Consider the following 4,277-nt stretch of genomic DNA (forward strand, 5'->3'; position numbering starts at 1 on the left):
TACCACCCTTAGGTGACACCAAGGTTGGGTTCTTTCCCTGGCTTTTAGTCCCGACGGCAATACTCTCTACAGTGGTGCGGAGGATAAAACCGTGAAAATCTGGGACCTGAGCACCCTTGCCCGCTAACTTAGAGGTTGAAAAATAATTAAGACCCCTGGGGATAAACCCGGCCTTTCCAGCCGCCCCCCCGACCTCGCCAATGTTGCCAAGCGGAATCGAGGGTCATGAGGCTATATAACAGGGCAATCAACGGTAGGGTGGGGTGAGTTGGCAAAATAGGGCAGTTGCTCGTATAGACGAGGGCAAGCCACGGCCAACTGCTGGGAGCGAGAGCTATCCAACGCCTTAGTAAAATCTATGAATTGACTCTGGAGTTGTGTTAATTGCTCAAGGGGCGATCGGGGACGTTTGAGAACTGAAATTACGGCCTCAATTTGTTGAATTAAAGCTCTATTCATGCCATTGTTCTGCTTGTAGTTTAATAAATTTTTTAAAGCTTCATTAACTACTACCTGTGGCAACATGTCTAGGGATAAAAACTGTGGTGACCAAAGTATGTTTTCACAATAAAAAGGAAATTGATTTCTTTGGCACCAATCAGCTAAATCTAGTAATCCAAAAATATTGTAAGCTTGAGGGGTAACACGGATGGAGACCCTTATACCTGCTCGATAATAGGCGATTATGTTCTTCTCAACCAACTTCCACTGGGAAGGATAACGAATATATTCTTGCAATGCTCCGTAACCATCAAGACTAAAAGCTAATTCCACAACCCTAAATTCTTTTAACATTGTCGGAAGCTTCTTAGCATAAACCATGCCATTGGTCGAAATATATAGTTCAATTTGAGAAGCATGACCTCCTTCAATTAATCTTTCTAAAACTTCATAAAAACGATGCTGTAATAATGGTTCTCCGCCGGAAAATTGCAAAAGTCTTAACTCTTGAGGAGAGCGAAAGAGCTCTTCTAAAACTTCTTCGTTGCTGCTCCAGGAATTCGGGTAAGGGAGCCGACTGCAAAATGGCTCATATTCTCCGTTTTGACCATAGCTTTGCCTAGTGATTGTCAGATTATCAACCTCCACCCAACAACCCTCTTCCCTTAGGGATAGAACTAATTCAACATTGTCCTTGTTGAGCTTTGGCTCCAAATTCCAGTGGACTTGCCAGGGCCCAGAAGGCAAGGCTCTTTCAGACAAATCACCAGACTTATTTTGCAACGACAAAGTGAGAGTTTCCTGCCCATAATTCCAGCCCTGAAGATTTAAACCAATCGTAGCCCCTCCTTGATCTGGAAAACTTATTCCAGCGGTGCCACTCGCAAGTTTTCTCGTACATTGACTTCCCTTTAGTTGACAGTCTCCCCAACCCCAGTAGTAAACACCTCTGCGATAATGAGGCAACAACTGCTCAGACTGGGCCAGTCCACCAGACCATTGGTGATGAACAGGATCAAGGGCAATTTGGGAACTAAAGTGGGGAGAACACATCCGACATTTTAGATTGCATCGATTCCCTAGCCAGAGGTGTAAAGCCCTTGGAGGCGATATTCGATTATCGGAACTAGCCATAGTTTTGACCATTGCTAACAGGTCATCCTGATTAGCTAACCCTAAAGATTGCAGATGTAAAGAATCATTCATTAACTGACGCAGACTAGTACCGCCCTCCTCCTCAACGGTGTCGCATAGTCGGCAAGCAGGCACAATTTGTCCCGCCAGCATCTGGTCTCGAATCTCTCGATAGATAGGAGAGTTCCAAATTTCCTCCAGAGTGTGATGATGGATCGACAAGGAGTTTCCCTGAACTTGAAGATCCTGGTAGCTACGACAACACAAGCGAGCCCGGCCATCGTTGAGCAACATGGCTTGAGTAAATGGCAATACGCAAAATGTAGATGAAAGCATTGAAAATAAAGTAGCGTCAGGTAATCGGGAGCCCTAGTTTTCGCTTTAGCCGAAACCATTGGGTTCGAAGACACCAAAATTTGCTGGTCTGCATAGCTTCAATTTCCGCTCTGGCCTCAGTCAAATTTTGAAGAGCTTGTTGAAATTGACTGTCTAACTCTCGGGCCAATTCCTGTTTCTCTGTTAGGGTTTTGTGCAAAGTATATTGGGAATTTTTCCACTGCTCATTGAGAGCTTTAATAGTTTGCTCGGATTGTTTTAATTGGTCTTGGAGCGTCTCAACCTTCTGCCCCAAAATTTCTGTTCGCTTTCGATCCCAATTTTGGGGTGCCTGCCATAAGGAAGCAAGAATTTCCAAACCCTTCTGTAGGCCAATGACTACTTGATCTAAATCCTTTTGAGTGTGGGCATAGCAAAGATTAAAAATTCCGTAGGTGCATACTCCTTGAGTACTTAGTTCGCGGATCAAAAGATTTTTGCAAAAGTCTGGACTTAGGGAACAGGTGAGTGAGAACCAAAGCTCAGGACGGCAATCATGGCCCACTAATGCCGACTCTATGCCATAGTTTTGACAAAGTTGATCATAGGAGTGTTTCAAAAATCGCCCCTTCTCAGCCAGCTCAGAGCAAATTTCTCGTTCTACAATTTCACTAATAGTGGCCACTGCCGCCACAATGGATACTGCCTCTAGACCAAAAGTCAGACCGTAATTAATTTCAGATGCCTTTGCCATCAGGGATTTACCACCTGCTAGAATTGCTAAAGGCAGACCGTTAGCAAGGCACTTGCCGTAACAGACTAAATCCGCTTGGATTTGCCAAAATTCCTGAGCTCCCCCAGGGGCAATTCGAAATCCAGAAACGACCTCATCAAAAATTAGCAGTGTTCCTGCTTCTTGCAATAGGGTGTGGATTACTGTCAGGGTTTCTCGGTCAGGAATGGGCCAGACCATAGGATCGATGATCAAACAGGCCACTTGCTGGGGATGGGCTTTTAAAATTGCTGCCACAGTCTGGACGTCGAGGGTGTCTAGTGTAACAATCTGAGCTCTTTGGCTTTCTGGTACCCCAGGACAACAAAGAGATGCCATATACCAATCCTGGACGCCATGGTAACCTCTATGGAGAACAATGTCCCTTTTGGTAATGTGACGGGCTAAGCGTACCGCTGCGGCCGTGGCATCAGAACCATTTTTAACCAGATGAATAGCCTCAACACCTGGAACTAGACGCAATAACAAGGATTCTAACTGATACCATTCTGGCCCTACCCATCCTGTATTCGCATATTTGGCAGACTGTTCCGATATGGCCTGCGCCACCCTCGGATGGCCGTAACCTAAAATATTGGAACCCCAGGCCGACATCATATCAACGTAGTCCACATGATTGGCTCCCACAATATGACCCTCATAGGCGTGGACAATGGTATGGGGAAAATCCCGATAGACCTCTTCCGGTGATAGAACAGGGGGAGATGGCGGCGAAAATTGATAACCTTCTCCTGGAGAATAAGCCAAAAGTTTTTCAAAGCGAAAATCCTTCGGTTTCCCGATCGCCAGAGATTGCTTTAACCAAAGGGAAAGACCATCGGATGTCAACTGGGGAGCAAGTTCTCTACTTTGATGAAAAATAAAATCACGAATTTCTGGTTGACAGAGCTTCTCCACTGCCTGTTTGAGTTCTTCCCCGTCGTAGTTACAGACCAAACCTAGTTGAAATTTTTTTATGAAGTGGGCACAGCTAGAATCGAGGTTGCCCAGAACAATGACCGGGCGATGAACAGCTGCCACCGCCAATAGAACTCGCCAAAGGCGGGGATTTTGATCTGAAGATCCGACAGTCCTAGTCCCCACCGGAATAACCAAATAGGGGTAGCTCCTCAGATTTTCCACCAGTTCTGATTCGGCCAAAATCCCCCGAGGATGCAAACCCCATTGCTGAACCCATTCAGGATGTGTTTGCAGATCAGTGAAGGGATCTTCTTCCGGAATCCCAGAAGCTCCATTGTACCAATCCAGACTAATGCCAGCGGTAGTCAGGGTTATTTTTAGCGATTCTATTAATTCTGTAGGTTCTAGAGCACCGATTAAAGCGCCAACGGAGTTGGGATAAAGAATGGCATCTTTGGGGAGAACTGGGGGATCAGCCATCAATGCTGGACTGACAACCGAAGGTAGTAGCCAAAATTTCAAGCCATACTTATTTTCATAGGCTTCTCGGATTTCTGGATGGGTTACTAGACGGAGACTTGCTTGAGACAGAAATTCGGTCATTAAGTCGTCCCCAATATCATTAAAATTGATGTTGCGATCCTCCATCAAATGAATCGCCATTGGAGCTCCACAAATTTTCTGAAGACTGAGG

General features: G+C 45.5%; 2 protein-coding genes and 2 pseudogenes. 1 reads left to right on the top strand and 3 read right to left on the bottom strand.

The annotated features are described in order from the left end of the window. Positions 1-127, top strand: a pseudogene (locus IQ219_RS17290) (WD40 repeat domain-containing protein); the annotation flags it as partial. Between the two features lie 104 nt (positions 128-231). Here IQ219_RS17290 and IQ219_RS17295 read toward each other — a convergent pair. From IQ219_RS17295 to IQ219_RS17300, 3 genes and pseudogenes are all read right to left on the bottom strand, one after another. After that, positions 232-1,407, bottom strand: a complete 1,176-nt coding sequence (locus tag IQ219_RS17295; protein WP_228017280.1) for a twitch domain-containing radical SAM protein — start codon at positions 1,405-1,407, stop codon at positions 232-234. A gap of 291 nt (positions 1,408-1,698) precedes the next feature. Next, positions 1,699-1,911 (bottom strand): annotated as a pseudogene (locus tag IQ219_RS20605) (SPASM domain-containing protein); the annotation flags it as partial. Between the two features lie 16 nt (positions 1,912-1,927). Then, positions 1,928-4,277, bottom strand: a 2,350-nt coding sequence (locus tag IQ219_RS17300) for an aminotransferase class III-fold pyridoxal phosphate-dependent enzyme (protein ID WP_228017278.1), incomplete at its 5' end; no start/stop codon positions are given.

It is taken from the genome of Synechocystis sp. LEGE 06083, from assembly GCF_015207725.1.
Lineage (GTDB): Bacteria > Cyanobacteriota > Cyanobacteriia > Cyanobacteriales > Microcystaceae > Synechocystis > Synechocystis salina.